22 protein-coding genes are annotated in these 26,313 nt (G+C 58.0%); 8 read left to right on the forward strand and 14 right to left on the reverse strand.

Annotated elements, in window-relative coordinates:
* Positions 1–33 precede the first annotated feature (33 nt).
* The 5 genes from doeB to QU606_RS31275 form a co-directional block, all read right to left on the reverse strand.
* Positions 34–1,035, reverse strand: a complete 1,002-nt coding sequence (doeB, locus tag QU606_RS31255) for a N(2)-acetyl-L-2,4-diaminobutanoate deacetylase DoeB (protein ID WP_060764069.1) — start codon at positions 1,033–1,035, stop codon at positions 34–36.
* A gap of 3 nt (positions 1,036–1,038) precedes the next feature.
* Entirely contained in the window at positions 1,039–2,229 is a 1,191-nt protein-coding gene (doeA, locus tag QU606_RS31260) for an ectoine hydrolase DoeA (RefSeq protein WP_060764070.1), read from the reverse strand.
* A 43-nt stretch (positions 2,230–2,272) separates the two neighbouring features.
* On the reverse strand, positions 2,273–3,265 hold the full coding sequence (gene eutC, locus QU606_RS31265) for an ectoine utilization protein EutC (RefSeq protein ID WP_060764071.1): 993 nt from the start codon (positions 3,263–3,265) through the stop codon (positions 2,273–2,275).
* Between the two features lie 36 nt (positions 3,266–3,301).
* Positions 3,302–4,273: a hydroxyectoine utilization dehydratase EutB gene (gene eutB, locus QU606_RS31270; RefSeq protein ID WP_076964526.1), complete on the reverse strand. Its 972-nt coding sequence runs from the start codon at positions 4,271–4,273 to the stop codon at positions 3,302–3,304.
* Between the two features lie 108 nt (positions 4,274–4,381).
* On the reverse strand, positions 4,382–5,776 hold the full coding sequence (locus QU606_RS31275) for a PLP-dependent aminotransferase family protein (protein WP_060764053.1): 1,395 nt from the start codon (positions 5,774–5,776) through the stop codon (positions 4,382–4,384).
* 280 nt (positions 5,777–6,056) lie between these two features.
* Here QU606_RS31275 and ehuB point away from each other — a divergent pair, with 280 nt between their 5' ends.
* The 4 genes from ehuB to ehuA all read left to right on the forward strand — a co-directional run bounded on the left by ehuB (position 6,057) and on the right by ehuA (position 9,171).
* A complete protein-coding gene (ehuB, locus tag QU606_RS31280) occupies positions 6,057–6,914 on the forward strand; it encodes an ectoine/hydroxyectoine ABC transporter substrate-binding protein EhuB (RefSeq protein WP_060764054.1) in 858 nt (285 codons plus the stop codon).
* Between the two features lie 69 nt (positions 6,915–6,983).
* Positions 6,984–7,643, forward strand: a complete 660-nt coding sequence (ehuC, locus tag QU606_RS31285; RefSeq protein WP_060764055.1) for an ectoine/hydroxyectoine ABC transporter permease subunit EhuC — start codon at positions 6,984–6,986, stop codon at positions 7,641–7,643.
* Positions 7,640–8,296, forward strand: coding sequence for an ectoine/hydroxyectoine ABC transporter permease subunit EhuD (gene ehuD / locus QU606_RS31290; RefSeq protein WP_060764056.1), 657 nt, complete (start codon positions 7,640–7,642; stop codon positions 8,294–8,296). The genes ehuC and ehuD overlap by 4 nt, the downstream gene beginning before the upstream one ends.
* 80 nt (positions 8,297–8,376) lie before the next feature.
* Positions 8,377–9,171, forward strand: a complete 795-nt coding sequence (gene ehuA / locus QU606_RS31295) for an ectoine/hydroxyectoine ABC transporter ATP-binding protein EhuA (protein ID WP_060764057.1) — start codon at positions 8,377–8,379, stop codon at positions 9,169–9,171.
* A gap of 477 nt (positions 9,172–9,648) precedes the next feature.
* Here ehuA and QU606_RS31300 read toward each other — a convergent pair whose 3' ends face one another.
* The 5 genes from QU606_RS31300 to hrpB all read right to left on the reverse strand — a co-directional run bounded on the left by QU606_RS31300 (position 9,649) and on the right by hrpB (position 18,072).
* Positions 9,649–10,062: a hypothetical protein gene (locus QU606_RS31300; protein WP_307847834.1), complete on the reverse strand. Its 414-nt coding sequence runs from the start codon at positions 10,060–10,062 to the stop codon at positions 9,649–9,651.
* The gene (locus QU606_RS31305) at positions 10,062–11,717 is read right to left on the reverse strand and encodes a hypothetical protein (protein WP_060764060.1); all 1,656 of its coding nucleotides are present in this window, start codon (positions 11,715–11,717) and stop codon (positions 10,062–10,064) included. Before QU606_RS31305 ends, QU606_RS31300 begins: the two co-directional genes overlap by 1 nt.
* Before the next feature lie 398 nt (positions 11,718–12,115).
* The gene (locus QU606_RS31310) at positions 12,116–14,020 is read right to left on the reverse strand and encodes a hypothetical protein (protein ID WP_076965236.1); all 1,905 of its coding nucleotides are present in this window, start codon (positions 14,018–14,020) and stop codon (positions 12,116–12,118) included.
* Positions 14,013–15,503, reverse strand: coding sequence for a site-specific integrase (locus QU606_RS31315; RefSeq protein WP_060764147.1), 1,491 nt, complete (start codon positions 15,501–15,503; stop codon positions 14,013–14,015). The genes QU606_RS31310 and QU606_RS31315 overlap by 8 nt, the downstream gene beginning before the upstream one ends.
* A 58-nt stretch (positions 15,504–15,561) precedes the next feature.
* Positions 15,562–18,072: an ATP-dependent helicase HrpB gene (gene hrpB / locus QU606_RS31320; protein ID WP_304997977.1), complete on the reverse strand. Its 2,511-nt coding sequence runs from the start codon at positions 18,070–18,072 to the stop codon at positions 15,562–15,564.
* Between the two features lie 183 nt (positions 18,073–18,255).
* Between hrpB and QU606_RS31325 the strand changes: the two genes are divergently transcribed.
* Both QU606_RS31325 and QU606_RS31330 read left to right on the forward strand, forming a co-directional pair.
* Positions 18,256–18,675, forward strand: coding sequence for a hypothetical protein (locus tag QU606_RS31325; protein ID WP_024077549.1), 420 nt, complete (start codon positions 18,256–18,258; stop codon positions 18,673–18,675).
* A 15-nt stretch (positions 18,676–18,690) separates the two neighbouring features.
* A complete protein-coding gene (locus tag QU606_RS31330) occupies positions 18,691–19,584 on the forward strand; it encodes a cation diffusion facilitator family transporter (protein WP_024077550.1) in 894 nt (297 codons plus the stop codon).
* On the opposite strand, the gene QU606_RS31335 is transcribed toward QU606_RS31330, so the two are convergent.
* Positions 19,581–20,648 carry a DUF6515 family protein gene (locus QU606_RS31335; protein WP_304997978.1) on the reverse strand — a complete coding sequence of 356 codons (1,068 nt, stop codon included), beginning with the start codon at positions 20,646–20,648 and terminating at the stop codon, positions 19,581–19,583. The genes QU606_RS31330 and QU606_RS31335 overlap by 4 nt on opposite strands.
* 430 nt (positions 20,649–21,078) lie before the next feature.
* Here QU606_RS31335 and QU606_RS31340 point away from each other — a divergent pair, with 430 nt between their 5' ends.
* Positions 21,079–21,558 (forward strand): Lrp/AsnC family transcriptional regulator, encoded by a 480-nt coding sequence (locus QU606_RS31340; protein ID WP_003194418.1) that lies wholly within the window; start codon positions 21,079–21,081, stop codon positions 21,556–21,558.
* Between the two features lie 223 nt (positions 21,559–21,781).
* Entirely contained in the window at positions 21,782–21,991 is a 210-nt protein-coding gene (locus tag QU606_RS31345) for a DUF2788 domain-containing protein (RefSeq protein ID WP_025858220.1), read from the forward strand.
* Here QU606_RS31345 and QU606_RS31350 read toward each other — a convergent pair.
* The 3 genes from QU606_RS31350 to QU606_RS31360 all read right to left on the reverse strand — a co-directional run bounded on the left by QU606_RS31350 (position 21,986) and on the right by QU606_RS31360 (position 26,222).
* Positions 21,986–22,621 (reverse strand): pseudouridine synthase, encoded by a 636-nt coding sequence (locus tag QU606_RS31350; protein ID WP_024077552.1) that lies wholly within the window; start codon positions 22,619–22,621, stop codon positions 21,986–21,988. The genes QU606_RS31345 and QU606_RS31350 overlap by 6 nt on opposite strands.
* Before the next feature lie 71 nt (positions 22,622–22,692).
* On the reverse strand, positions 22,693–24,165 hold the full coding sequence (gene amn, locus QU606_RS31355) for an AMP nucleosidase (protein WP_024077553.1): 1,473 nt from the start codon (positions 24,163–24,165) through the stop codon (positions 22,693–22,695).
* Positions 24,166–24,566: 401 nt separating this feature from the next.
* Entirely contained in the window at positions 24,567–26,222 is a 1,656-nt protein-coding gene (locus QU606_RS31360) for an acyl-CoA dehydrogenase family protein (protein WP_102624165.1), read from the reverse strand.
* Positions 26,223–26,313 lie beyond the last annotated feature (91 nt).

Raw genomic sequence — 26,313 nt, forward strand, 5'->3', positions numbered from 1 at the left:
TCGCGAGCAGGCTCGCTTCCACAGGGTTTGGGGTCAGGTCAATACATCGGCGATGACTGCAATGGTATCGCCGCACTGCACCAGGCCGGGAAAGTGGCGCGCCGCCAGCAGGCCGCTGCGGGCCGCGCGATATTCCACCGGGGCGACGCCGCTGCGGGTAGCGTCGTAAACGCGGGCGATCACTTCGCCCTTGCTCACTTTGTCGCCCAGATCGCGGCACATTTCCAGCAAGCCGTCGTGTTCGCTGGCGATGAAGCAATTGGCATCGGGCATGTCGAGCATGATTGACCCCGTGGTCTGGATCTCACCTTCGAGAATCCCCGCATGCACCAGCAGATTACGCACCCCGCGCTCGGCAATCGCCACACTGCGCGCTGTGGACGAACCACCGCCACCCAGTTCGGTCGTGACAAAGACTTTGCCCTGACGCTCGGCGGCGGTGTCGTACATCGCCCCGGCATCGAGTTCCAGCATGCGCATGCTGTAAGGTGCATTGAAAGCGCGCATTCCGGCTTCGCATTGCGCCTGCTGATTTTTGTCGGGCAGCACATGACAAGCTGCGAAAGGCAGGAAATCCAAGGTGCGGCCACCGGAATGGATGTCCAGCACGAAGTCCGCCAAGGGCAATAAGGTCCGGTTGAAGTAGTCGGCGATTTTCTCGGTCACGGTGCCGTCCGGCTTACCGGGGAAACTGCGATTGAGATTACCCTTGTCGATCGGCGACGTGCGCCGACCAGCATGGAACGCCGGGGTGTTCATGAACGGGACGATAATCACCCGCCCCGTGACTTCGGCAGCCGTCAGACCCTGGGCTAGTTTGCTCAGCGCCACCGGGCCTTCGTATTCATCACCGTGGTTACCGCCGGTAAGCAGCGCGGTCGGACCCTCACCGCGCTGAATCACAGTGACCGGAATCATCACCGCGCCCCAGGCCGAGTCGTCCCGGGAGTACGGCAATTTGAGGAACCCGTGTTGCACGCCTTCGCGGGCAAAATCCACCGTGGCGCTGATCGGATTATCGGGCAATTCGCTCATGGCTCAATCCTTCACGAACAGTTGGCGTGGCACGTTGCACAGCGTCTCGACGCCGGTCTCGGTGATCAGAATGCTTTCGGTGATTTCCAGTCCCCAATCGTCCATCCACAGTCCCGGCATGAAGTGGAAAGTCATGCCTGGCTGCAACACGCTGGTGTCGCCGGGACGCAGGCTCATGGTGCGTTCGCCCCAGTCTGGCGGATAACTGATCCCGATCGGGTAGCCGCAACGGCTGTCCTTGTGGATGCCGAACTTCTGCAACACTTTGAAAAACGCCACAGCGATGTCGCCGGTGGTGTTGCCCGGTTTCGCCGCTTCCAGTCCAGCGGCGATGCCTTCGACCACGGCTTTTTCGCCGTCGAGGAAATGCTGTGGAGGTTTGCCCAGGTAGATCGTGCGCGACAACGGGCAGTGATAACGCTTGTAGCAACCGGCAATCTCGAAAAACGTCCCGGCCCCCTTTTCGAACGGCGAATCGTCCCAGGTCAGGTGCGGCGCGCTGGCATCGGCACCGGTCGGCAATAGCGGCACGATGGCCGGGTAATCGCCGCCATGGCCATCAGCGCCGAGGATCCCGCTGCTGTAGATGTCAGCCACCAGTTCATTTTTGCGCATGCCCGGCTCGATCCGTTCGAGGATCCGCCCGTGCATGTTTTCGACGATGCGCGCAGCGATGCGCATGTAAGCGATTTCCTGGGGCGACTTGATCGCTCGCTGCCAGTTCACCAACCCGACCGCGTCGATCAGCTTGGCCTGCGGCAGGTTTTTCTGCAGCGACAAATACGCGGCGGCGCTGAAGTAATAGTTATCCATTTCCACGCCGATGGTCAGCGCGTCCCAACCCCGGGCACTGATGACTTCCTGCGACAGGTAATCCATCGGATGGCGTTCCCGGGACTGCACATAGATGTCCGGGTAACCGACGATGTTCTCGTGCTGCATGAACACCGTGCGCTTGGCGCCGTTGGCGTCTTGTCCGCGACCGAACCAGACCGGCTCGCCGTCGAGCGCCAACAACACGCATTGGTGAACGTAAAACGACCAACCGTCATAGCCGGTCAGCCAGGCCATGTTCGACGGATCGGTGACCAGCAACAGCTCGATGCCCTGAACCTGCATGGCCGCTCGAACCTTGGCCAGACGCTGGGCGTATTCCTCCCGTTCGAACGGGAGATTGACGACTATCTGAGACATGCACATGCCCTCTGATAAATGACGCACGGATGAAAAAAATGGATTAGCTGCCGAACTGAAAGCCCTTGCCGGCCGAGCGCGCGCGCTCGAAGGCCAGATTGGCCATGGCGGTGTCTTGGGCGCCGGTGCCTGTGAGGTCGCACAAGGTGACTTGCGCATCGCTGGTCCGACCCGGGCGCTGGCCCGCGAGCACTTGTCCCAATTCGGCCAAGCCCGATTCGTTGGCAATAACGCCGGCCGCCAGAGCGTGATGCAACTCGCCGAGGATTCGCGTCTGGCTCAAGCGATCTGCCACGTAGCGGTCGACCTGCGCCAGCGCCTGGGGGGAAATTTCGTTTTTGTGTTCGGCGTCGGAGCCCATGGCAGTGATGTGCAGGCCGGGGTGCAGATGGCGCGCTTCGATCAAAGGTTCGCGGCTCGGGGTGCAGGTGATCGCGATGTCCGCGCCGGCCATGGCCTCGTCGATGCTCGCGCAAGGCGTGACCACCAGACCGCTGTCACGCGCCAATTCGGTGCTGAAGGCTTCAGCCTTGGCGCGGTCACGTGCCCAGACTCGAACGGATTCAATCGGCCGGACCAGGCGCAACGCCTGAAGCTGCAACGCCGCCTGTTCGCCGGCACCGATCAGCGCCACGCTGCGACTGTCAACCCGCGACAGCGCACGAGCAGCGACCGCGCCCGCCGCTGCTGTGCGTACGGCGGTCAGATAACCGTTATCCAGCAACAAGGCATCGAGCAAACCGGTGCGTGCCGACAACAGCATCATCATGCCGTTGAGGCTCGGTAGCCCAAGTGTCGGATTGTCGAAAAAACCCGGACTGACCTTGATCGCAAAGCGTTCCAGGCCTGGCAGGTACGCAGTCTTCACGTCCACTTCACCGTTGTGCTCGGGGATGTCCAGACGCAGGATCGGCGGCATTGCCACTGCTGCCGTGGCCAGCAGGACAAAGGCTTGTTCGATGGCTTCGATGCTCGGCAGGTCTAGTGCCACGCAGGCACGCAGATCAGCTTCGCTCAATAAGGTGATATCACTCATCAATGCGGCACTCCATTCAGTTTTTATTGTTGGGGTTCACGCATCCGCGCCTGCGAGGACGCGCAGGTGCTGATCGACGTCGACGTTACGGCCACTGACCACCACCACGATCGGCCCGCGCGGCTCAATCAATCCATCAAGCAACGCGGCAATCCCGACCACGGCCGCGCCTTCCAGCACCAGACGCTCTTCGCGATAGGCATGGCGTAGGGCATTGGCGATGGAAGTCTCGCTGAGCAAATGCAGGTGGTCACACAGATCGCGCGTCATGTTGAAGGTGTAACGGTTGTTCAGGCCGATACCACCGCCGAGCGAGTCGGCCAGGGTCGGCAGCTCTTCGACTTCCACCGGATGCCCAGCTGCGAGGCTGCCGTGCATGGCCGCACCGCGTTGCATGCTGATGCCGTGGGTGATGATGTTCGCGCTGACGCTTTTGATCGCCAGCGCCACACCGGCAAACAAACCGCCGCCGGACAATGGCACGAGGATTTGCGCCACGTCCGGTTGCTGTTCGAGGATTTCCAGCCCCAGCGTGCCCTGCCCGGCGATGATGGCCGGGTGATCAAACGGCGGCAGCAATGTCGCGCCTTGCTCGTTGGCGATCCGTTCGGCTTCACGCTGGGCGTCGTCCTGGGACTGGCCGACGATGCATACCTCGGCGCCCAGATCGCGAATGGCTTGAACCTTGTTCGCCGGCACCAGATGCGACAGGCAAATCGTCGCCTTCACGCCTTGTCGGGAAGCGGCATACGCCAGAGCACGACCGTGATTGCCGGTCGACGCCGCCACCACGCCACGCGTTTTCTCCTCGGCGCTCAGCTGCGCCACGGCATTGCTCGCGCCGCGCAATTTGAAACTGCCGGTGATTTGCTGGGATTCGAGTTTGAGGTACACCGCCACGCCCAATCGCTGCGAGAGGCTGGGCGAATATTCCATGGGGGTACGCCGGACAAGCAATTCGATGCGCTGGCGAGCGAGGTAAACATCATGTAGCTGCAACGATGACATGATCGCGTCCCGACTGTGGTGTTAGGCGCAGTCTAAGAGGACTGGATTGTCGCAATGAATGTACTAGGGCAATTTAGCCGACAAACTTTTTGGGGGACTTTTTCCCGGTCAAAAATCGTGGATTTGCGGGTACTGCCCGAATATCTCGCGCATGCCAATCAGCGCATCGCGCATTTCTTCGTCGCTGCATTCGGCGCCGACACAGATCCTCACCGCTCGAGCCCGAGGCGTTCCACGCACGGTGAACGGGTCAGGCGACGTGACTGCAATGTGCCGGTGACGCAGGGCCCGCACCAGGCTGTCGACCTCCCAATGCGGGGGAATACCGACCCACGCATTCAATGCATGAGGATGCTGGCCGAGCAGGTGCTCGCCCAGGTATTCGCTGACCATCGCCTGACGGCCGGCCAACAGTTTGCGCTGCAAACGCACGAGCGTGTCGGCGCGACCGTCACGAATCCAGCGCGCGGCGATTTCGGAGACCATGGGCGTGGCCATCCAGCTGTTGACCCGCAAGATGCTCTCGGTGCGCAACGCCAGACGCTTGGGCACCACCAGATAGCCGATGCGCAAACCGGTCAGCACCGACTTGGTCATGCTGGTGCAATAGAACGACAGTTCTGGCAGGTAATGGCTAATCGGCGGCGCGCGATGCTCGTCCAGCAACGGGCCGTATACATCGTCCTCAATAATGTGCACGCCGAAACGCCGGGCGATGTCGGCAATCTCCCGCCGACGACTGTCCGGCATCAGGCTGGTGGTCGGGTTGTTCAGGTTCGGCGTGCACACCAGCGCGGTGATGCGCTCGTTGCTGCACATGTCTTCGAAATGTTCCGGGTCAATGCCATAACGGTCCATCTCCAGGCCTTTGAGGGTGAACCCCAATACTTGGGAGTTGCCAATCACTCCGTGATCGGTGACCCCTTCGCAAAGTACTACATCATCGGGGCCCGCCAGAGATGCCAGCGCAAGGAAGATGCCGTGGGCCGCGCCATTGGTAATCAGGATGCCATCGCGCTCGACCCGCAGTCCTTGCCGTCCGATCCAGTGCATGGCCTCTTCACGGTGCGACTCGAAACCGGCAATCGGACGAAACGCGTGAATCCACGGCTGATCCTCTTCCGTGCTGAGCTCGCGGCAGGTGTCACGCCAGCACTGGTCGTGCTCGCGGGTGTGCAGGATCCGCGTGATGGAAAAATCCACGAGGGCCCGTTCGGGGCTATCGAGAATATAGGTAGCCACTCGATCGCTCATGCGCCGCGACACAAAGCTGCCGCGCCCGACTTCGCAACGCACCAGCCCCTGGCGCTCCAGCTCTTTATAGGCGTTGGTGACCGTCTGCACACTGATGCCCATGGCATCGGCAACGTGCCGCTGCGGTGGCAGGCGGTGATCATTGACCAGGACACCCTGCTCGATATCGTCGGCAATTGCCTGCACTAGAATCTTGTATTTGGACTCGCCGCTACGGGCGTTTTCCAGTGCTGCTTTCCACTTGTCCATCAGCGCTAAAACCCGGGTCTGTACTCGTCGGGACAGCATCTCGCTAGAATCCATGCAAAGCAATTGTCCTAGTGCAATACAATGATGCTCAGAGCTTTTGTATGCTCGGCTCAAGGTCGATAGCCGGGCACACTTCAAGCCCCCACAACAAAATCAGTCGACCTGTACCGGACTGTGTCCCGATCCATGGGATCAGTTCTTGTACGCTTTGCTCTTGTAACACTGCCTCCTACCACAGAGCCGTCACCGACGGGTCAACAAGAAACAGGAGATTTTATCGATGAGCAATTTCCCTTCCCGCAGCACCCATGCTTTGCGTCGCCTGTTCGTGGCTTGCGCGATGCTCGGCCTGGCCGCCAGCGCCCAAGCCGCTACAACACTGGAAACCGTCAAACAGAACAGCAGCATCCGTATCGGTTATGCCAACGAAACCCCGTTCGCCTTTACCGAAACAGACGGCAGGGTCACCGGTGAATCACCGGAAATCGCCAAAGCCATCTTTGCCAAAATGGGCATCAAACAGGTCGACGGCGTGTTGACCGAATGGGGTTCGTTGATCCCGGGCCTGCGCGCCGGGCGCTTCGACGTGATTGCCGCCGGCATGTACATCACGCCGGCCCGCTGCAAGCAGGTGCTGTTTACCGATCCGCAGTATCAACTGCCGGACGCACTGCTTACAGCCAAAGGCAACCCGAAGGCTCTACACAGCTATGAAGACATCGCCAAGAATCCCGAGGTGAAACTGGCGATCATGGCCGGTACGGTGAACCTGGCGTATGCGCGGGATTCGGGCGTGAAAGACGCGCAGATCCTCCAGGTGCCGGACACCACAGCTCAGTTGCAAGCCGTGCGCGCCGGTCGTGCCGATGCCGCCGTGGGTACTCAACTGACCATGAAAGGTTTGGCCGCCAAGGGTGGAGAAAAAGTCGAAGCAGTCACCGAGTTCAAGGACGACCCGTCGCACATAGGATACGGTGCTCTCGCCTTCCGTCCGGAAGACAAAGACCTACGCGATGCGGTCAACGCGGAGTTGAAAAAGTGGCTGGGCTCCGAAGAGCACCTCAAGGCGGTCGCTCCTTTCGGATTTGACAAATCCAACGTGACAAGAAAAACGGCTGCCGAGCTCTGCGCTCAATAGTCGAAACAGGCATGGCGTCACGGTGCGATGCCTATTTCCCTGCTTAATCCGGATGGCCAGGTTTAAACCATGGGTGAATTACTTCCGCTATTGATACAAGGCGCCTGGGTGACGCTCCAGGTGACGATCTTCGGTTCGCTGCTGGCGATTGTCGCGGCGATTCTCGCGGCCCTGGGGCGTATGTCGCCATGGCGGCCATTGCGTTGGTTTTCCGTTGCTTACATTGAAGTGTTTCGCGGCACGTCGTTGCTGGTGCAATTGTTCTGGCTGTTTTTCGTGCTACCGCTGCCACCGTTCAACCTTGAACTGAGCCCCTATAGCGTGGCCATCGTCGGCCTTGGCTTGCACATTGGTGCTTACGGCGCAGAGGTGATGCGCGGCGCGATCAGCTCTGTCGCGAAGGGTCAGTATGAAGCGTCCACAGCACTGAACTTCAGCGGCTACAAGCGCTTTCGCCGCATTATTCTTCCGCAGGCGTTGCTGGCCGCTATTCCGCCGGGCACCAATCTGCTGATTGAATTGCTGAAAAATACTTCGCTGGTGTCATTGATCACTTTATCCGATCTGAGCTTCCGGGCGCGTCAACTGGATCAGGCGACTTTCCAGACCCTGGAAATTTTCAGCCTTGCGCTGGTGATGTACTTCATCCTGGCGCAAGCCATCAATATCGGCATGCGTCGCATTGAGCTCCATCTGGCTCGCGGGCGGATGCGGGGAGGTCTGTCATGACACTGTTTGATTGGACCTATGCCTGGCAAATCCTCCCCGATTTACTGCGCGCTTCGCTTAACACCGTAGGGATTACCCTGATCGGTTTCCTGATCGCCATTGTGCTAGGTCTGTTCCTGGCAATTGGTCGACGCAGCCGCAGAGTCTGGCTATCGTGGCCAGCCACCGGGGTGATCGAGTTCATTCGCAGCACACCGCTGCTGATCCAGGTGTATTTTCTTTACTACGTGCTGCCTAATTACGGCGTCAGCATGACCGCGATGCAAGTGGGGATTCTCGGCATAGGCCTGCATTACGCCTGCTACATCGCCGAGGTGTATCGCGGCGGCCTCGACGCCGTGCCGCGTGCGCAATGGGAGGCGGTCACGGCGCTGAACATCGCCCCGTACAGCGCCTACCGCAACATCATCCTGCCCCAAGCCCTGCGGCCGATCCTGCCGCCATTGGGCAACTACCTAGTGGCGATGCTCAAGGACACGCCGGTACTGTCGGCGATTACTGTGGTGGAGATCATGCAACAGGCCAAGAACATCGGCTCAGAGAACTTCCGCTACCTGGAACCGATCACCATGGTCGGTCTGTTTTTCCTCGCCCTGAGCATCGCCTTGGCTTATTTGGTACGGCGCCTCGAACTGCGCCTGGAGCTACGCTAATGACTTCTCCACTCTCGACACCCAGCGACCTTTCCCGGCGCAGCAACCCGACCCCGCTGCATTCGCAGGAGGCCACGGCCATGCAGGAAACCAGATCGGTCAAGCCGATCGTCAGCTTTCAGGACGTCACCAAGAGCTACGGCAACTTCACCGTGCTCGACCACTTGAACCTAGACGTCACGCCGGGTGAGAAAGTCGCGATTATCGGTCCCAGCGGCTCGGGTAAATCCACATTATTACGGGTGCTGATGACGCTCGAGGGCATCGATGACGGGTTGATCCGCATCGAGGATGACTTGCTGACCCACATGCCCAATCGCAACGGTGTGCTAGTGCCGGCCAATGATCGGCATATCCGCCGGGTGCGCGGCAAGATCGGCATGGTGTTCCAGAGCTTCAACCTGTTCCCGCACATGACTGCGTTGCAAAATGTCATCGAAGCGCCGGTGCAAGTCCTTGGCATGAAACCCGCTGAAGCGCGCGAACGGGCAGCAGACTTGCTGGAACTGGTGGGGCTGGGCAGCAAGCTTGGCCATTACCCTTCGCAGCTGTCCGGCGGCCAGCAACAGCGGGTGGCGATCGCCCGGGCACTTGCCATGCGGCCCAAAGTCATGCTGTTCGACGAAGTGACCTCGGCACTCGACCCGGAACTGTGCGGCGAAGTACTTAACGTGATCCGCAAACTCGGCGCCGAGCACAACCTGACGATGCTGATGGTCACGCACCAGATGGGCTTCGCCCGGGAATTCGCCGATCGCGTATGCTTCTTTTATAAGGGGCAGATTCACGAACAGGGCACTCCCGCGCAGATCTTTGAACACCCGCAACAGGAACGAACTTGCGCGTTCCTTAGCGCAGTGAAAGAAGCCAACTAACCGAAAACTCAGCTGGAAGGGGCTGTGCTATGCACAGTGCCCTTCAGGTCGAATGCAAAGGGTTGGCACAACTGTGCAAATACCTGGTTTTCAATCAACCATGATTCTTCGCACATTGTGGGGAAGTGCCAGGGTCTGAATTATTTTATTCAGTATAACGCCGCGGTAATCAAGGATCCTTTAGAGCAAAAAGCATGGTTGAGAGGGCTTTTAGGGTGCAGTCGATCACTGACTGAGCTTCACAAGGGCTCCCGCTTCATCACCGTACTCCACGGAATCCCCCCGGGCCATTTGAAGCACCTTGCTCTCCCAAATTTCGGTGTGTTCGCTTTGGTAATTGAAGATCAACTTAGGACGCTTGTGGCCCTTCAAAGTGAGACAAGATATCTGATGAAAGAACTGGATATGGCTACCTCTGGTTACTAATTTTTTGGCCATTGCACAGGCATGAATTTACGAATACGCCACTCCCTCAAATTAAAAATCCAAGCTACTTTGATAGCGCTTCAATTTATTCTCCAATTCCTTTACACGTTCAACTAGCTGCAGATTCTGCGTAAGCACTTGGTAAAGTTGCTCTCGGGCTTGTTCAAGCTCAACCACAGCCCTCCCGGCCTTATTCTGGGCGCGCTTAATCTGTAAAGCCTTAGAGTTGCTTGTCGTGCTGCACTCTGTTCGATAGGCCTCTATTCTGGCAATTAAAGGCATGTGCGAGCCGCGAGACCTTTTCAAATAACCACGATCGAATCCAGCCTCAACACTAACAATACCTGCCGTGATCTTTGATCCGTCGATACCTACATGTGCGGAAATGACTGGGCACCCCGCTTTAAGGCGCTCAAACGCCGCCTCGCATATTTTAACGCCGTCAGATGTGATCCCACCAGACATCATTCAACCTCCATAACATTAATCAGACGATGTCTGTATCGAACCAGTCTATCCCAATCACCCTTTGTAATCTGATACTCGCCAGAACCTTCCTCGTACACCGCAAGTTCTCTTTCAGCGTCTTTAATAGCTTCATCTAGTTTCTGAGGTTTGATGATTGAGCCCTCACAGCTCAAGCAGGTCGTAAAGTCACCAAGAAGATAGGAATCGCACTCCCCAACTTTAGTGCAACCACCGAGCAGCGTTGGGCGATATCGGAGGTGACCATTAGCGACCCGCTTCATCGTTTCAGCGCGCACATCAGCAATTTGAGCCTCCCCGCTTTCAAGGCGCTGACGCTGCTTATTGATGTAACTTCCAACGCCTCCAAAGAGAGGTATGTTTTCTCCCAGAACCTCCGTCAGAATGTCATAGGCGACACTCATCGGCATTCCCATCTGAAACTCATACGCCATGTGATTCTGGGGTAGAACGAACTCTTTCTTCTCCGAATCGTAATAGCCAAAGATAGTTTTGAGATTTTCAAAATTGTTGGCATAGTAGCGCGCCATCTGTAACGTCATGTGTTTGTACTGTTTCTTCAAGCTAGGCAGTGATATAAAGCCGCTACTGCTACCATAAAATGCCAGTGAGCGTCGAAACTGATGACTAGTTAAATTCCAAGGCATGCCAACGGCAAAAGAGTTTTCAGCAGAAAAATCTCTTCCTGGGTCGGTGGCCGCAAGCTCAGCCAAATCCGACTGTTCAATCAGAATTGATGTTGCCAGTGATTCAGGCTTTGCTTCGACCCTCCAAATCGTAACGCCAACCTCTATATCGCCTTTTCTCACAATGATTGATGGATTAAGGAAAAGCGGCATATCATTGACATCAGTCTTATAAATTTTTGAAAGACCTCGGCAGATTGCCTGCCCCACCTTGACCGCCTTAATTACGTCTTCAGTGGCAAGCCAAGCCTCGACTTGCCTGTACCCTTCAAATTTTGTCGTGGTGGATATAAGATCAACCATCCTTGCTCGATCTCGGACAACACCCCGACTATCCGTCGTATCAGGAACAACGACAGACTGTGAAAGACAATTATACGGAAGTCTCGCGACCTCTTGATCGCGCATCCCTGTATAGGTGTGGATAATAGTTTTAATAATATACTGGACCTTAGCTAACGCTAACGACAACCCCATTCGCTCTTTACAGATAAAATCCCCAGCAAAAACGCTATTCAACTGGTGCTGCGCAATAGCTTCCTCAAATATAGGCCGGACATCCCGCTTCGAAACCTTCATAGTGCAGCGTTGAAAATTGATACTTGTGCCGTAAACTCTATCCTCAAAGGAGGCAATAAACTCCTCAAGAGAATCAATACCAGAAAAAATCTGATCAACCCTATCACCGAGAATATTTATTATCTCAAGATAGATACGAGTTGGTATAACAGGGTGCTGCAATCCTTCCCTATACCCTTCCAATCCGAAATCCACATCAAAAACACCCTGAATTCGATACCCAAGGCGTTTCTCCCCTACCGAAACTAAGTGCCGCAGCAGCGCACGAAGCTTCTTGACCTTACTCTGACACATCTTACATTCCCTGAGGAAGGCAGCAAGATATACCGGAATAGTAAAAAGTTGCTGGAGTGACAACACCCCGACCATTTCTCTATCCCTCTGCGCATAACAATACCGAACGGCAGAGCGAAGAACAGTATAATACTGTAACAAAGAAGACGGGCTAAGCCGACCAATATGCCCCGCACTTACATAAAAAATAAGGCAGAAAAAAATATATTTTACTTCATTTATCAAGCGCCGCCGTTCAACGCCCTCACCATCCAACATGCCGTCAAACCGAAACAAATTAACTCTGTTCGCGCTAAGGCGATAAGGATTGAAATCCCACACATCATCCCCATAGACCGCTGTAGCATTCCCATCTCTATCGCGACACATCACAAAGCTATCAGGAGGGACGCCGTCCTCTTCATCATAAGGATCCGGTGGAACAGAGCCGACTCCCGCCACGCCAGAGAACAAATCACTAAAAAACGTAGAACTCAAAATACCACCCCCACCTTCTCATAACGTTGCAAGCGCCTCTCCCAAAAAGGCGTCAGATCGCCCAATTTTTGCACTCTGTACTTAACTTCAGCGACTAGGGTCGAACTCTCCTTTGAGCGCTCGGAGACAGCTTCAAGGATAAACTCAATGCGAATAGAAAGGTCCTTGAATAGCCTTTCGGCATGCTGTAAATCTGCGGTAGTTTTCCTCACTGCGTTAGCAACGTACTGAAGACTTAGGAGTTTGTGAACATCCTCTTCATCCGCATGACACATATAGTTCTCACAATAGAGGCACCCGTACTGCGTCTCGCAATTCGGTTGAATCGGCACTTCCTCGCGTGTTTGCACTGGATGATTGAAGTCTTCGCAGTGCCCTACAACAGTGGCAGCCTCCTCCTTGGCACCACGCTCTCGAACCACCTCCGCAGCCTTGCGCACAGCTTCCCAGTAGATACCGAACTCCTGCTCTTGCCGTTCCACCGTGGTTTCTGAGTAATTTGATGCATTCGTACGCTGTGAATGATTCAGCGACTCGGCTACTAATGATGGCGAAACTCTCAATTCATGTAAAACCAAACTCTTGAACTTTCTTACCGCAGATGCTGGGATATTCTTCGCATCAGGTGGCAAATACACTCCTCTAAGCCGCCTAAAAAATGCACTAGAAAAATTCTCGTTCAACTGACTATATTCTCCAGAATAGACCCCATCCTTACGCATTCTGAAGAAAAGATACTCGCAGCTCTGTCCGTTAAGCATCCATTGTCTTAGCTTCAAATAGGCTCTTAGCAACTGAAGCCCCTTTCTACCGATTGGATAGCGCGTCGTCCTTCCCTTCGCCCGAAACTTCACCGCCGTCAACTCTTTCTTTATCGCCGACCGCTCAATTTCAAGAGCTTCTGCATATTCAAACTGCACAAACTCGCTAGGATTTGCCCCTGTAATCAAAATAAAAAGACATGCATATGCACTGGCAGACATGGATGCCAAACGCATCCTTTGCTCATGCCGAAGATCCGTATTCGCTTCATCTATGGTTTTTTGCGTATCGCCAAGCGACCGGCGAATTATATCCAGCTTACTAACTCGTGCTCCACTAGCCATATATTCTTCTGGCGTAGCCACCCGTGCTTCCACGAGATTAAGGCAGTGAAGCCTCTTACCATTCGAATACGGGGTTAGCGTCGCGCCATAAATAGGGAAAACTACAGCCTCTAGACCTGAAAATTTAACCCGACAGGGGAATGGCTCCCCGCTCATGACAAAAGAACTAAATCGAGACGCAACATCAATGCAGACATTTATGTAGCTTTTTACATTATCTTCTCTCGGAGGCTCAGGGCTTTTCCGGTTCGCCTTAATACCAGGCACGCCTCTTGTAATATAATCAGCACCATCTTTGAAGTGAAGACCAATAAGAAGCTTAAATGCCCTCTGACGAGCAAAGCAACTGATTGGCTTTAACTTCCCCAGAGCCAAAATTTGATGCAGAAGAAATTCTCTAAATCCTTTGTATGCCACCCTAGCAGACTTTACATTGTCGAACGCGTCTACATGCCCACTGGCATCACACCAATCCAATACAAACTTAAAACTTTTAAACTCACCAAGGATGCTTCTATCTCTTAATCCACCAGTATTGAAATAATCACCAATGGTTCTTACCAGCATCCTCCGACCACTAATGAACGATCCAATAACAACTGGAACCCCTTCCCTGCATGACCTGACTCCCATGTACCTAACCGAATAGGCAAATGAACCTATATCAATAGGGCTTTTAATGGCACGAGGATCAAGCTTCAATCGCAAACGCTCTGGATACAGAAAATCTTGTCCTAGCTGAGACAAGGTGACCACATCCGTTTCACGGATAACCATTTGGTCCAAATCACTCATTAGCGCTCTCCAATCTCAGATCACTGTAGTCTCCGAATCCGAAAATCTCATCTTCGTAAAGCTCTTGAGCAGCCAACTTATCAGAGTGCAATCGAAAGAGCTTCAGATAATTCTCTGTCGTTTCTCGATTTGAATGATACAGGCGCCTCTGAACAAGTGAAACCTCCTCACCATATTGCAAGCGCCCCGACGCCAATAACGGCAGCAAATGCTGATACAACTGAAAAGCAAAGGTTGCCCTTAACCAATGATACGTAAAACCAAGAGGAAATTCTTTTGATGCATACTTAATCAATTTTCGTTTTATGGTTTCGGTCACCTGCCCCGTCGGCCTTGACTTAACCTCTAAATAACGCGGATCACTTTCCGCCATGTAATAGCAATTACCTTGATCAGATAGAAACACATACATATCGTCATCATTCAACGCTTCAAGACTGCTATGCTCTTTCTTTAATTTCTCGCGCAACAATCCCCGTCTCTTGACTGCCATAGGACTGCTAGCAAAAACCTTCAGGTCATCAGCCAGTTGCTTCGGTACATGAAGCATCTGAGGCTTATCGCGTTTGGTATCAATACCAGTCCCAGGCCCCACATGCAGATGGTATGTTTTGTCACGATGAAGATTGTCCTCTGTAAAACCCTCAAGGTGCTTCATACGTAAGGTCAGGACTGTCTGCTTCCGCGCGCCAGTCATCAATGCAACAAGAAGTATCAGTCGTTCCTGCTGCGACCAATTTCTCTCATCATCTATTATCGCCAACAACTCGGAAAGCTGTTCATTGGTGAGCGGTCTTAAATCTTCACCATCGTCACGGACAAAGCCAATGGGAACATTACTTTCCTTAGACGTTGGAAGCGTCTGGCTGCGCTTTTCAACTTCAATCATCCTGGCTCCGCGACCACTTTCCAGCAAGAGCCTAACTTTCTTTACCGTATCAACGCGCTCCATATCAATTTCATAGTGCCAATTCAACGAAACAAACTTAATGAAATCATATACGATATTTGTATATTGGTTAATTACCGCAGGAGACTTTCCGCCATCATCAATCAAATGCCTGAAATAGCGGTATGTTGGTCTAAGCGGTGGTCGCTTGCCGGAAAAGTCTTTCCAATCAATCTCCTGATCCTCACAGAACAACAGGTAGTCTAAGAGCCTGCTTGCAGTGCGACGGGCCTTGTCTGTCGGCCTAGTCCGTGCATGCTTATTTTTGACGAGGTTAAGAAGATATGAGTTCGCCTCGATCCACGGCAGACCGCAGCGATGGAACAACACAGGGAAGTTGTACACATCGCGCTCGCCGTTCTTGCTACCAAACTCATTGACCTGGAATAGTTCAATGGGTGGCTGAGTGGCTACCAAGAGCGTGGGGGTCGCTCCACGAGGTTTGTTAGAAACGTACAGATCAGCAAAAGCATCCCGCACTCGAGGGACAATGACCAGCCTGCCTGTATGAGCAGAGTTCTCGTATGACGACATGTGCACATCCGCCTCTCAATGCGTAGATGCGTCAATGTTCACAGTTACGAGATGAATATCAATCCTTTTTTGTCAATCCTTTTTTGTTAAGTGATTCAACCCAAGGGTCTAACTTATGGAATAGCTTGGGATAGCGCCCCTTCAGATCCTTCTTCACGTCGGCGTAGGTACTGCGCCAGAAGTTCGCCAGATCCTGGGTCACCTGCACCGGCCTGCGCGCTGGGGACAATAGGTGCAACTTCACCACCTGCCGGCCACCGGCGATGCGCGGCGTGTCCGCCAGCCCGAACAACTCCTGCAAACGCACCGCCAGGATCGGCGGCTGTTCGCTGTAGTCCAATCGCACCGATGAGCCCGACGGCACTTTCACATGCTGCGGCGCCAGTTCGTCCAGGCGTTGGGGTAGCGGCCAAGGCAACAGGTTGTGCAGGTAGCTGGAGATATCCAGGTTGGCGAAATGGCTCAGGCGCGAGACTTTGCCCAGGTAGGGCATGAGCCAGTGCTCCAGGCTGGCCAGCAGGGCGCTGTCGCTGACGTCGGGCCATTCGCTGGTTTTGCCGGCGTCGAGCTGGCGCAGCAACAGGACGCGGGCCTGCCATTGACGCAATTCCGGGGTCCAGGGCAACAGCTCCAGGCCCTTGCGGCGCACCAGGTTGACCAGCGCCTGGTTGCGCGCGGCTTCATCCAGGCCCGTCAGGGGTTCGCGGCTGAGCACCAGCTCGCCGACTTTGCGCTGGCGTTCGGCGCGCAACACGCCTTCGCGCTCATCCCAGTCCAGTTGGTCAACGTTGCGCACTTGCTCGGCGAGCACTGTCTCGAACAGCGCCGGATCAAAGTCGGCCGCCAGGTAGATGCGTTCTTCGCGCTGGCCCTGGCGGCTGCCCAGGTCAGCGATCACCAGCCAGGGTTGTTTCATCAGGCTGTCAGCCTCGGCGAACAAGGCCGCACGGCCGTTGGCCAGGCGGTATTCAGCGCCACCGGGGCGACGTTGTTGGGCGACGCGGTCGGGGTAGGCCAACGCCAGCAAGGCACCGAGCCAACGCGGGTGGTCGGGATCGGCCACCGGTTGGGTCGCCTGGCCACGTAAATAGCCGCGGTATTGCCGAGCCAGTTGCTTGGCGCGCTGCACCCCGCCTTGGGTACCCCGCGCACGTTCTTCGCCAGACATTAATGCCAGGCGACTGTGCAAATCGGCGCCGCCACCGCGCAGGATATCGCGCTCGCCTAACAGCGCGGCGACGTCACACGCAGTGGCCGCCAACCCCAAATCCTGACCGCGCAACAGCAGATGGGCGATCCGTGGGTGGGCGGGCAACTCGGCCATTTTCTGGCCATGGGCGCTCAGTTTTTCGTCATTCAAGGCGCCCAGCCGTTGCAGCAGGTCCTGGGCCTGGGCATAGGCCGCGGACGGCGGCACATCCAGCCACACCAACTGCGTGGGCGTGACGCCCCAGCGCGCCAGTTGCAGAGCCAGGCCAGCGAGGTCGGCCGCGAGGATTTCCGCACTGCCATAGGCGGCCAGGCCGTCGTGCTGGTCTTCGGACCACAAGCGATAGCACACGCCCGGTTCCAGGCGCCCGGCCCGGCCCGCGCGCTGGGTCGCGCTGGCGCGGGAAATGCGCTGGGTATCGAGACGGGTCATGCCGCTGCCGGGGTCAAAGCGTGGGACCCGCGCCAACCCGGCATCGATCACCACGCGCACGCCGTTGATGGTCAGGCTGGTCTCGGCGATGTTGGTGGCCAGCACCACTTTGCGCTTGCCCGTGGGCGCCGGGTCGATGGCCGCGCGTTGGGCGTTGAGGTCGAGTTCGCCATGCAGCGGGCACAGCAGCACGTCACTGCGCTCCCCCAGGGCGTCGGCCAGTTGCTGGTTGACCCGGCGAATCTCCGCCTGCCCCGGCAGAAACACCAGCACGCTGCCGGTTTCGTCATGCAGGGCGTCGAGGATGGTTTGCACCACACGCGGCTCGATAAACTCACCGGCCTGGTACGGCCGCCCCCAGCGCATCTGCACCGGGAACATGCGCCCTTCGCTGCGCAGGATGGGGGCGTTGTCCAACAAGTCGGCCAGGCGCTCGCCTTCGAGGGTCGCGGACATCAGCAGGATTTTCAGCGGCTGCTCGTCGCGAAACAGGTCGCGGCCGTTCAGGCTCAAGGCCAGCGCCAGGTCGGCGTCGAGGCTGCGCTCGTGGAATTCATCGAAGATCAGCAAACCCACGCCGTCCAGCGCAGGGTCGTCCTGCAGGCGGCGGGTGAGGATGCCTTCGGTGACGACTTCAATGCGGGTGTTGGGGCCGACCTTACTGTCGAGACGGATGCGGTAGCCGACCGTTTCGCCGACTTTTTCCCCCAGTTCGCTCGCCAGGCGTTCGGCCGCGGCACGGGCCGCGAGGCGCCGAGGTTCGAGCATCAGGATGGTTTGCCCGGCAAGCCACGGCTCATTCAATAAGGCCAAGGGCACGCGGGTGGTTTTACCGGCGCCGGGGGGCGCTTCCAGCACGGCTTCATGGCGATTCGCCAAGGCGTCACGCAGGGCGGGTAAAACATCATCGATCGGCAACGAATTCATACTGGCTCCAAAGCAGAGCGGCGAGTATAACGGCGAACTGCCGGGTGCCGGTGGTGGTCTCCTATAGGCGCGAGCTTGCTCGCGAAAAACCACAGCGCACCACACACATTCACGCAGTACGCGTTATCGTTAACGTCTTTCGCGAGCACGCTCGCGCCTACAGTGACTGACAGGAGATTTTCCATGCGTATCGCTTCCCGTGTTATCGGCGGTGTCCTCGCCGTCACCCTGCTGAGCCAACTGACGGCCTGCGGCTCGATTTTCTACCCCGACCGCCGTGGCCAGATCGACGGCAAGATCGACCCGACCATCGCCGTACTCGATGCCGTGGGCCTGCTGTTCTACGTCATCCCTGGCCTGATCGCCTTCGGCGTCGACTTTGCCACCGGCGCGATCTACTTCGAACCGGGCAAGACCGCCCAGGTTGCCCCGGAAAAACTGCGCGAAGCCATCGGCGCGGACGGCAAGGTCGACAACGCCAAGTTGCAAACCATCATCCAGAAAGAAACCGGCCGCACCCTGCCGCTGGACGACCCGCGCATGATCCAGTTCAAGGGCAGCGTGCAGCAGTTGGCCGCCCTCGGCCTGCAACCGTCCGCCTAAGGATTTGACCCACCTATGACCAGCAATCCCGAACACGCCCGGCTGTTGCGCCTGGCCACCCGCGCCTCCGTCGGCGTGGCCAGTGTGCTGATTATCACCAAGGCTATCGCCTGGTGGCTCAGCGGCTCGGTGAGCATGCTCGCCGGCTTGACCGACTCGTTGCTCGATGGGGTGACCTCGCTGCTCAATTTGCTGGCGGTGCACTACGCCCTGCGCCCGGCCGATGACGATCACCGTTACGGCCACGGCAAGGCGGAGTCCCTGGCGGGCATGGCGCAAGCGTTGTTTATCGCCGGCAGTGCGGTGCTGATTGCGTTGCAGGCATTTGAACGGATCAAGCATCCCGAACCGGTGGGCGCGCCGTGGCTGAGCATCGGGGTGATTATTTTGTCCCTGGCGCTGACCGTGGCCCTGCTGATCCTGCAACACCGCGTGGTGCGGGAGACCGGGTCCAGTGCCGTGCGTGCCGACTCGCTGCACTACCGTTCGGACCTGCTGCTCAATGGCAGCATCTTGATTGCGTTGGTGTTGGCCGGCTTCGGCTTTCATCAGGTCGACGCCTGGTTCGGCCTGGGCATTGCGGCCTACATTCTGTGGAGCGCGATCCAGATCGCTCGGGAAAGCTTTGCGGTGCTGATGGATGAAGAGCTGCCGCCAGATGTCAGCCAGCACATGCTGGAACTGGCCCGTGGCGTGCCCGGTGTGCTGGGCGCCCACGACCTGCGCACACGTATCTCTGGCAACCACTGGTTTGTGCAATTGCACCTGGAGTTACCGGGGGAGTTGACCCTGACCGTGGCCCATGGCATCAGCGACCAGGCCGCCGATGCCATTCACCAGGCCTACCCGCGCGCCGAAGTGCTGGTGCACGCCGACCCGCTGGAAGTGGTGACCGGCGCCAAGGCCTAGTACTGCACCTGGTAGCCGCGACTGCTCAGGCAGTTGCCCTGGGCCTGGCGGTAGGTCTGCACCACCGCCGGGTCGGGGGCGTACGTAACGGCTTGCGGATCGAAACCGCTTTGTTGCACCGCCCAGCGATAACAGTCGTAGCCGTCCTGTTGCACTTGGGCCGGCGACTGCCCGTTCGCCGGGTAAGCCACCACGTCATAGCCATTCCCCTGCGGTGCCGGTGGAGGCGTGGGCACGGCGGTCGGCGGTTCCACCACCACGTACTGCTGGGTGCTGGTTTCGTAGGTGTAGTAGGCACCGGCAGCGAGGAAGAACAGCGCGCCGCCCACCCACACTTCCCGTGCGTAATCCGGCAGGTAATGCACGCGGATGCCATACGGCGGCGCCACCACGACGTAGCGTGGGCCTTGCGGGCGGTACCAGTAGCCACCCGAAAAGAAGTAGTCCTGGCCACGGTAAGGCACGCGGTAGTTGCGGTCGGGGAAACGGTCAACGGTGTAGCCGGGGCGGTACTGCGGGCCCGGGCCCCAACCATTGCCGTGCCCATCGGGACGGCCCGGCCAGCGGATGTCATTGGGATGGCCATTATTGAAGCCACCGCCCGGACGTGGGCCGGGACCATTGCCGGCCTGCCAGTGCGGATTGCCATCGTTGCGGCGTGGGATGTCCTGATAATAGCCTTGGCGCGGTTCCTGGGTCTGGCGGACGGTGTCCGGACGGCCCTGGATCGGCAGGTTATTCGCCGGCTGCGGCTGCGGTGCTGGCCGAGGCTGTTCAGCCCCTTGTGGGCGACCTTGCCACTGCCCACCACCGTGCTGCTGTTGCTCGGCGCGATCAAAATGCTGGTTCTGTGGACGGGGTTGATTGTTTTCTGGCCGAGGCTGGTTGTTTTCCGGCCGTGGTTGGTTATTTTGCGGGCGCGGCTGTTCATTACCTTGCCGTCCGCCCTCAGGCCCTCTTTCATGCTGGCCACCGCCTTCGGGACGCGGGTCTTCTGCCATTACTTGCGTGCCGACGGTCACCATCAGCAAACCTACACCTGCCATACGCCAGATGCGCTTCATGCTATTCCTCACTGCGGATAAGGGCCTGGAACGTGCGGCCTCATAGATAAGACTGGAAAAGCCTCGCCCGGTTCTGAGACAGGTTATCAGTCACGAGAACAATTTTCGCAGACAAAGAAAAAGGGGCGACCCGTCGGCCACCCCTTGAGAATTTCGTCCTGGCTCAACGCTTATGACGTTGGCTCACCTCACGCCGTCTTGTGGACAGTGTGCAGCCTGGAGGCCGGCTCAACCCTGCTGGGGTGGCGGCCGCAACGGGCCTGATTGGGCTCGCTGCAGTGGACTGTTGTCCAGGCGGTGATTCTGTTGGTAATCATAGGCGCGCTGCCCCGACAGATGATTGCGAAGATTGCGTCAATAAACAGTGCTTGCGCAATTTTTAACCCTTCATGGATAATTCACCGCAATAGTTACGACAAAGGCTAACCCAATGAGCAAGCTTGACCGATACGACCTGAGTATTTTGGCGGAATTGCAGCGCGACGCGAGGATCTCCAACCAGGAGTTGGCCGAGCGTATCGGCCTGTCGCCTTCGCCCTGCTCACGCCGGGTCAAGCAATTGGAAGATGACGGCTACATCGCCCGCCAGGTCGCCTTGCTCGACCGCAAGATGCTGGGCCTGAGCCTCACGGCGTATGTGCTGATCGGCATGGATCGCCACACCCCTGAGCGTTTCGAGAACTTCGAAGCGGCGATCCGCACCCTGCCACAGGTATTGGAATGCAGCCTGGTCACCGGGATGGATGCGGACTATCAGTTGAAAGTGGTGGTGCCTGACATGGACCACTATCAGAAACTGCTGCTGGGCCACCTCACCCGTATCGAAGGCGTGACCAGCGTGCGGTCGAGCTTTGTGCTCAACCAGGTGCTCAACAGCACCGAATTGCCGCTGACCCACCTGCGTACTTAAGATCAATGAAGGTCAACTGTGGGAGGGGGCTTGCCCCGATAGCGGTGTGTCAGCCACAGACTAACTGACTGTCCCACCGCCTTCGGGGGCAAGCCCCCTCCCACATGGGGTCTGTGTTTCACCCACGAAGTCTGCCTGCGACGCACCGACGCAGGTCAATGTTGCGCCTGTGGCACTGCCGTATACTTGTCGCCTGCCCCCGTCGGAAGAATCCATGAACAACATCGACCCCGCCCTCTTTGAAGAATGGATGATGACCGGCCTGGTCACCCTCCTGATTATTTTCATGGGCTTTATCGTCTGGGACCTGGCGAAGAAGTCCAAGGCTGGGCGCTTTGGCTCGTTCATCCTGTTTTTCGTGCTCGGCCTGGGCGTGGCCGCGTTCATCATCAAGAGCGTGGTGATCGGCCTGATCGAGTCCGGCGCCTTATAAGCGCGCCGGCACTTCCTTCCATTGGCCCTGGTCCAGGCCATCGATCGACCACTCGCCAATGCGCACACGCACCAGGCGTAAGGTGGGCAGCCCCACCGCCGCGGTCATGCGCCGCACCTGGCGGTTTCGCCCCTCACGAATGACCAGCTCCAGCCAGTAAGTCGGCACGCTCTTGCGAAAGCGGACCGGCGGGTTACGCGGCCACAGCTCGGGCTCGTCCAGTTGCCGCGCTTGGGCCGGCAAGGTCTTGCCGTCGTTCAGTTCGACACCCTCACGCAGACGTTGCAGCAGCTCTTCAGTCGGTTCGCCTTCCACCTGTACCCAATAGGTTTTCGCCAGCTTGTGCTTGGGGTCGGCAATTCGCGCCTGCAACTGGCCATCGTTGGTCAGCAGCAACAAGCCTTCGCTGTCGCGATCAAGGCGGCCTGCCGGGTAGATGCCGGGAATGTCGATAAAATCCTTGAGCGTCGCCCGCCCGCCTTCGTCGCTGAACTGGGTCAGCACATCGAAGGGTTTATTGAACAGGATCAACTTCGGCTCGGCCGGTGGCGCCTTTGCAACACGGCGCGCGGCAGAATACGGAGGTTTCGCGCCAGGGCGACGCGAATCGGGACGGTTGGGACGGGACATGGCGAAGGAACATCTAACGGTCAGGACCGACAATGCTAGTGGCCTGACCGCCAAATGACCATCCCAACCGCTTAGCGGAACGGCGGCTCGTCGAAGCTGCGCAGTTTGCGCGAGTGCAGCGAGTTGAGTTCGGTGCGCAACAGGTCGACCGCCTCGATGCCGATCTTCAAGTGCTGGCTGACCGCACGCTCATAGAACGCATTGGCCGAACCCGGCAACTTGATTTCGCTGTGCAGGGGCTTGTCCGACACGCACAGCAAGGTCCCGTACGGCACACGCAAGCGATAGCCCTGGGCGGCGATGGTGCCGCTCTCCATGTCCACGGCCACGGCGCGGGACAGGTTGATCAGCGGGCGCTCCTGGGCCCAGCGCAGCTCCCAGTTGCGGTCGTCGTAGGTCAGCACGGTGCCGGTGCGCAGGCGTTTTTTCAGCTCTTCGCCCTTTTCGCCGGTGACGTTGGCCGCCGCCTGCTGCAAGGCCATCTGCACTTCGGCCAGGGCTGGAATCGGAATGTTTGGCGGCACTACGCGGTCGAGAATCCCGTCGCGACGCATATAAGCGTGGGCCAGTACGTAGTCGCCGATGGTCTGGGATTGGCGCAGGCCGCCACAGTGGCCAATCATCAGCCAGCAATGCGGGCGCAGCACGGCCAAGTGGTCGGTGATGTTCTTGGCGTTGGACGGGCCGACGCCGATGTTGACCAAGGTCACGCCGTGGCCGTCGCTGGCCTGCAGGTGATAGGCCGGCATCTGGTAACGATGCCAGACCACGCCTGCGGCAATTGCCGACGCTTCGCCGTGGTCCATGCTCTTGTCGATGATCACGTTGCCCGGCAGCACCATGCGGATAAAGCGCGGGTCGCTGCGCAATTGCTCCAGGCCATGCAGGATGAACTGGTCAACGTAGCGGTGGTAGTTGGTCAGCAGGATCCACGGCTGCACATGACGCCAGTCGCTGCCGGTGTAGTGCACCAGGCGGCGCAAGGAAAAGTCCACGCGGGCCGCGTCGAACAAGGCCAGGGGCAACGGGTCGGTGTTTTCCCAATCATAGAGGCCGTCGGCGATACCATCGGTGGCGGCCGACAGGTCGGTGCTGGGGAACACACGGGCCAGGGTCGCGGCGGTCACGCCGGAGCCGGCCAGCTCGTCGCCCTGCTCCACCACGTATGGGTACGGGATGTTCTGTTGGCTGACGCCGACTTCGACCGTCACGGTGAAGTCGTGCATCAATGGCACCAGTTGCTCCAGCAAATACTTACGGAAGGCGGCGGGATGGGTGACGGTCACGCTGTAGGTCCCTGGCAACTGGACCTTGGCATACGCCCGGGTGGTCTGTGGGACTTCGCCGTGGCAGTGGTAGGTCAGGCGCAGTTCCGGGTAGCGAAACAGGGCACGTTGCTCGGCGTCCGGTTCGACGCGGTCCTTGAGGTATTGCTTGAGGGCTTGGTTGAGCGCGCCGGTAGCACGCTCATGCAGAGCCGCCAGCCGGTCCACGGCTTCTTCGGCGGTTTGAACGACAACAAAAGCTTCGGTCACGGTAAGCATCCTGTGTGCTGACTTGCAGGCCTTTATCTTGCCTGTATCCCGGCCTCACTGAAACAGTGGAGTTGGAATGCACTCAATAATGTGGGAGGCCCCCCTACCTCTTCGACGTAGTGCTGTCGCACATCAAACTGGAACCCCTGTGGCAAGCGGACTTGTTGTGGCGAACGGGCTTGCCCCGCGTTGGGCTGCGAAGCAGCCCCAATCAATCGGAATGCGGAGTATCAGGCACTCCTCTGCGGCTGGTTCTGGGGCTGCTGCGCAGCCCAACGCGGGGCAAGCCCGCTCGCCACAACAAGCTCGCTCGCCAACAAAAATCCGGCCGCTTAATAAAAATTAAATACCTATAAATCAATAAGTTATTTAATTTTTTGGGGCTTAGCCCTCCCACACCTGGACCGCGTTTACAGAGATGAATGAGGGCTTGAGCGAGCGACGATCACTCCGACATCCACCCCACGCGGCAAGGTGCCATACACCCGACCGGACGACTCACCCAACCGGCTGGCGATAAACCCATCGCTGACCGCCGCATTGCCGGCTTCCAGCAGCAACTTGGCCTGCAACGCCACGGCGATGTCCTCGGTCAGTTGCCGCGCGCGGTATTGAATATCCTGGGTATCCATAAACGCCGACTTCAACTGTTCGATATGCCGCGCCAACTGCCGGTCGCCATGCCCATCGCCCAATTCGACAAACAGCGTCTCGAGCACACCCGGCTCCTTCGACAGGGCGCGCAGCACGTCCAGGCACTGCACGTTGCCGGAACCTTCCCACGTCGAATTCACCGGTGCCTCACGGTATAGACGCGGCAGGATGCTGTCCTCCACGTAGCCGGCACCGCCCATGCACTCGGCGGCTTCGTTGATCATCGCTGGGGCACGCTTGCAGATCCAATACTTGCCCACCGCCGTCACCAGCCGTGCGAACTTGGCTTCGTGCTCATCGCCCAGATGGTCCAGGGCGCGGCCCATACGCAGGCTCAGCGCCAACGAGGCTTCGCTTTCCAGGGCCAGGTCGGCCAGGACGTTTTGCATCAGCGGCTGTTCGCTGAGCACGCGCCCCCCCACCAGGCGGTGGGCGCAGTGATGGCTGGCCTGGGTCAGCGCCTGGCGCATCAAGGCGCTGGAACCAACCATGCAGTCGAAGCGGGTCATGGCGACCATTTCGATGATGGTCGGGACGCCACGGCCTTCTTCGCCGACCATCCAGGCGAGGGCGCCACGAAACTCGACTTCGCTGGACGCGTTGGAGCAGTTGCCCAGCTTGTTTTTCAAGCGCTGGATATAGAACTCATTGCGCGTGTCATCCGGGCGATGCCGGGGTAGCAGGAAACAGGTGAGGCCCTTGTCGGTCTGGGCCAGCGTGAGGAAGGCGTCGCACATCGGCGCCGAACAGAACCACTTATGCCCGACCAACTCATAGGCTTGCCCAGGGCCACCGGCCCCTACGGGGTAAGCGCGGGTGGTGTTGGCGCGCACGTCAGTGCCGCCCTGTTTCTCGGTCATGGCCATGCCGATGGTGGCGCCGGCCTTGTGGGCGATGCCGACGTTGCGGGGGTCGTATTGGGTGTTGAGGATTTTTGGCAGCCAGGCCTGCGCCAGGTCCGGTTGCAGGCGCAAGGCGGGCACACAGGCGAAGGTCATGGTCAGCGGACAACCCGTGCCCGCTTCGGCCTGGCTGTGCAGGTAAGTCATGGCCGCACGGGCCACATGCGCGCCAGCTTGCGGATGAGCCCAAGGCAGCGAGGGCAGGCCGTGTTCGACGGCGGTGCGCATCAGTTCGTGGTAGGCCGGGTGAAACTCCACCAGGTCGATGCGATGGCCATAACGGTCATGGCTGTTGAACACCGGCTTGTTCTGGTTCGCCAGGAACCCGGCCTCCATCAGCGGCCCACCGGCCAACGCGCCGTAGGCATCGATGCGCGCCTCTGCCCAGCCCGCGTCAAAGCGACGCGACCAGTCTTGCAGGGGCAGGTCGATGCGATACAGGTTGGCACCGTCCAGGGACGGGGGCTGGTTGGTGACGTCGTGGGTTTCGGCGAACTGATGCAGGTTCATGGTGGCCTCCAGGAAAAAGGCCACGTCGATTGTTGCTGTTTGTAGGTGGGCTTGCTCGCGAAGAACGTCAACGATAACGCGTGCATCCTGG

Source organism: Pseudomonas sp. OVF7 (assembly GCF_030644265.1).
Taxonomy (GTDB): Bacteria; Pseudomonadota; Gammaproteobacteria; order Pseudomonadales; family Pseudomonadaceae; genus Aquipseudomonas; species Aquipseudomonas gorinensis.

Coding starts and splice junctions, on each gene's coding strand:
- doeB (WP_060764069.1), bottom strand. CDS start 1,035: ATGAGCGAATTGCCCGATAATCCGATCAGCGCCACGGTGGATTTTGCC.
- doeA (WP_060764070.1), bottom strand. CDS start 2,229: ATGTCTCAGATAGTCGTCAATCTCCCGTTCGAACGGGAGGAATACGCC.
- eutC (WP_060764071.1), bottom strand. CDS start 3,265: ATGAGTGATATCACCTTATTGAGCGAAGCTGATCTGCGTGCCTGCGTG.
- eutB (WP_076964526.1), bottom strand. CDS start 4,273: ATGTCATCGTTGCAGCTACATGATGTTTACCTCGCTCGCCAGCGCATC.
- QU606_RS31275 (WP_060764053.1), bottom strand. CDS start 5,776: ATGGACAAGTGGAAAGCAGCACTGGAAAACGCCCGTAGCGGCGAGTCC.
- ehuB (WP_060764054.1), top strand. CDS start 6,057: ATGAGCAATTTCCCTTCCCGCAGCACCCATGCTTTGCGTCGCCTGTTC.
- ehuC (WP_060764055.1), top strand. CDS start 6,984: ATGGGTGAATTACTTCCGCTATTGATACAAGGCGCCTGGGTGACGCTC.
- ehuD (WP_060764056.1), top strand. CDS start 7,640: ATGACACTGTTTGATTGGACCTATGCCTGGCAAATCCTCCCCGATTTA.
- ehuA (WP_060764057.1), top strand. CDS start 8,377: ATGCAGGAAACCAGATCGGTCAAGCCGATCGTCAGCTTTCAGGACGTC.
- QU606_RS31300 (WP_307847834.1), bottom strand. CDS start 10,062: ATGTCTGGTGGGATCACATCTGACGGCGTTAAAATATGCGAGGCGGCG.
- QU606_RS31305 (WP_060764060.1), bottom strand. CDS start 11,717: ATGGTCGGGGTGTTGTCACTCCAGCAACTTTTTACTATTCCGGTATAT.
- QU606_RS31310 (WP_076965236.1), bottom strand. CDS start 14,020: ATGAGTGATTTGGACCAAATGGTTATCCGTGAAACGGATGTGGTCACC.
- QU606_RS31315 (WP_060764147.1), bottom strand. CDS start 15,503: ATGTCGTCATACGAGAACTCTGCTCATACAGGCAGGCTGGTCATTGTC.
- hrpB (WP_304997977.1), bottom strand. CDS start 18,072: ATGAATTCGTTGCCGATCGATGATGTTTTACCCGCCCTGCGTGACGCC.
- QU606_RS31325 (WP_024077549.1), top strand. CDS start 18,256: ATGCGTATCGCTTCCCGTGTTATCGGCGGTGTCCTCGCCGTCACCCTG.
- QU606_RS31330 (WP_024077550.1), top strand. CDS start 18,691: ATGACCAGCAATCCCGAACACGCCCGGCTGTTGCGCCTGGCCACCCGC.
- QU606_RS31335 (WP_304997978.1), bottom strand. CDS start 20,648: ATGAAGCGCATCTGGCGTATGGCAGGTGTAGGTTTGCTGATGGTGACC.
- QU606_RS31340 (WP_003194418.1), top strand. CDS start 21,079: ATGAGCAAGCTTGACCGATACGACCTGAGTATTTTGGCGGAATTGCAG.
- QU606_RS31350 (WP_024077552.1), bottom strand. CDS start 22,621: ATGTCCCGTCCCAACCGTCCCGATTCGCGTCGCCCTGGCGCGAAACCT.
- amn (WP_024077553.1), bottom strand. CDS start 24,165: ATGCTTACCGTGACCGAAGCTTTTGTTGTCGTTCAAACCGCCGAAGAA.
- QU606_RS31360 (WP_102624165.1), bottom strand. CDS start 26,222: ATGAACCTGCATCAGTTCGCCGAAACCCACGACGTCACCAACCAGCCC.